Consider the following 2649-nt stretch of genomic DNA (forward strand, 5'->3'; position numbering starts at 1 on the left):
TCCCGCCACATCCACACGCCCGCCCCCACCAGGGCCGCGCCCACCACGGCCGTCGCGATCCCCGGCGCCAGCGTCTCGCGCCGCTCCGCCTGGCGCACGCCCCCCTCGATCCGGTCGCCGTCCATCGCGATCATCGCCACCCCCGCGCCCACTGCCGCCACGCCCGCACCGGCCGCCACCCACTTCCACGCGCCGAACCGCGGGCCGCCGCCGCCGGACCGCTCCAGCGTCACGTCGACCGTCTCCGTCTCCCCCGCGTCGATGTGCACCCGGCGCACCGCCACCCGATACCCCGGCTTGTCGATCGCCACCGTGTGGTCCCCCGGATACACGCCATAGCGCAGCTCCGTCGCGCCGACGGGCGCGCCGTCCACCGACACCCGCGCGCCGGACGGCCGCGACCGCACGACCAGCCGCGCGGCCGTCGGCCCGATCGACGCCGCCGTCCGCCGGAGCGCCGCGACGACGTCCGCCGCCAACTCGGCGATCCCCGCCTCCGTGCACGCCGCACACTGGCGCGTCTCGACGGCCTTCGCCTCGCCGGATTGCGGATCGATCAGCGTGCCGATCAGCACCCGCGCGCCGTCCGCATCGCCGTTGCGCACGCGCAGCCAGATCACGACGTCCGCCGCGAGCGAACCCGCCGCGGCGCGCACGCAGTCGCGGTCGTCGAGCGCGCACGACGCCATCACGTCGGCGGCCGCCGCCCCTTCGACCCCGTCGCCCACCAGCGTCCACCCGAGTTCGGCCGCCTTGCGGTTCGCCGCCTGAAGCGCCGCGGCGGTCAATGCGTCGCCGGTCGACGCCGCCACCGCCACCGTCTCGGCCCGCGCGACGCCGGCGGCCGCCAGCGTCGCCACCGCGACCGCCGCCAACGCGCGCACTCGCATCGCCCCGATCGCCGCTTGCATCGTCGGCCGGCATCCTAACAGACTGCGCACGCGCATCGCCCCCTCGTAGCGCCCGTTCAGAACCGAACGGTGACGAACGCCTCGGCGCCGCCGCGCGTCGGCGCGATCCCGGCGCGCGCGCCGCCGCCCTCGCCGTCGTCATCCGCCGTGACCCACAGGTATACGCCGGCGCCGAGCAGCACCGCCGCGGCGGCGCTCACGCCGATCCCCGGCACGAGCGTGTCGTAGACCTCCGGGCAGCGCGCGTTCGAATCGGGGCAGTTCGGCTCGCCGTCGCGCGCGATCAACACGCCGCCGGCGATCGCCCCGATCCCGCCGAGCGCGAACGCCACCCCCGCGAGCTTGCGGCGGCCCGATCCGCCCGAGTCGTCGGGCGCCGCGGCGACCACCGCCGACCGCGCCGGGCCGACGCGCACCTCGATGCCGGGCGACGCCTCGTCGCCAGCCAGGTAGCGGGCGAGCGCGCGCAGCTGGCCCGGCGGCGTCCCGTTCGCGACGGTGAGCGCCGCCGACCGCAACACCTTGCCCTTGTCGAGCGAGTAGACCGTGCCGACGACCTCGCGACGCCCGCCCGCGCCGTCGATCCCGAGCACTACGACACCGCTGGCCCCCGCCGCGCTCGCCACGCGCACCGCGAACTCCGACTCGTGCGCCGCCCGCGCCTTGCCGTCGGCAAACGCGAACCCCGTGAACGCGCGCGTGCGCAGCGCCGCGTCGAGCGCCCACGTCACCGCGATCGAGTGCTCGCGCCCCGGCGCCACGTCGACGAAGTGCGCCCGCCCCGGCGCGTCGCCGAACTGCACGTACACGCGATACATCCCGGGGTGCAGGTCGCGCAGGTCCGCGCCACCGACCGCGACGAACCGCTCGTTGACGAACACCACCGCCGCCGGCTCGTCGACCGTCACCTGCAGCGCGGCGCGCTCCTGCCTGTCGAGCTCGCTCTTCACGTCCCGGTACAGGCGCACCGCCTCCGGCCCGTACACCCGGCGGTTCACGTCCCGGTCCGGGAAGCTGCGGATGTACTCGGCCATGGTCGCGAACGCCTCGTCCTCCTGGCCGAGCCGGCGCAGCGCCATCGCCTCGATGATCAGGCCGCGCTCGACCATGTCGCGCTGCATCTGGTCGCGCGCGATCGTCGCCGGCGCGCCCCGATACAGCGCCAGCGCGCGCTCGACGTAGGACACCACGTCGGCGAAGTCGCCGTCGATCCAGCGCTGGTGGGCCTGCGTGATCAGCCGGCGCGCCGTCGCGAGTTCCTCCTCCGTGAGCGCTCCGCCGGACCGCGACACGTGGCGCTCGACCAGCTGCGCGGCATCGCGCCCGACCGCGTAGCCGCGCGCCGCCAGCTCTTCGAACACCGGGGCGAGCACCGCGTCCGCGTCCTGCGGGCGCTGGCCTCCGTACGACTCGAGCACGAGCACCGGTCCGGCGTGCGCCGGTGCGGCGGCCAGCGCGACGGCAAAGGCGGCGGCGACGCGCGCCCCCGCCGTCACGGCGCCACCTCGTCCGCGCCGATGTCGTAACCGCCGCCCTGCGGCCGGGCGTCCCCGTCGATGTCGTCGCCCGGCCCGCCGCCGGGGTCCGCCGCGTCGATCGCGGGCGACCCCGCCGCGAGGTGGTAGTCCCCGTTGGCCGCGTCCACGAACTGCGGGTCCACGTCCATGTTCCCGGTCCCCGGCGCGCCGCCCTCGACGATCGAGTACGTGAGCGCGCACGACCCGGACACGCGCGGCGA

Annotated in this window: 2 protein-coding genes and 1 pseudogene; 1 reads left to right on the forward strand and 2 read right to left on the reverse strand. The window is 76.4% G+C overall.

Annotation, left to right across the window (positions count from 1 at the left end; genetic code table 11):
• A partial coding sequence (locus tag D6689_22655) for a PEGA domain-containing protein (protein ID RMH36332.1) occupies nucleotides 1-911 on the reverse strand: 911 nt, incomplete at its 3' end.
• A 56-nt stretch (nucleotides 912-967) separates the two neighbouring features.
• Nucleotides 968-2407 (reverse strand): hypothetical protein, encoded by a 1440-nt coding sequence (locus D6689_22660; protein RMH36333.1) that lies wholly within the window; start codon nucleotides 2405-2407, stop codon nucleotides 968-970.
• Between the two features lie 10 nt (nucleotides 2408-2417).
• Here D6689_22660 and D6689_22665 point away from each other — a divergent pair.
• Nucleotides 2418-2621: pseudogene (locus D6689_22665) on the forward strand (PspC family transcriptional regulator).
• The last annotated feature ends 28 nt before the right edge of the window (nucleotides 2622-2649 follow it).

Source organism: Deltaproteobacteria bacterium, from assembly GCA_003696105.1.
In the GTDB taxonomy this organism is placed as follows: Bacteria; Myxococcota_A; Polyangia; order Haliangiales; family J016; genus J016.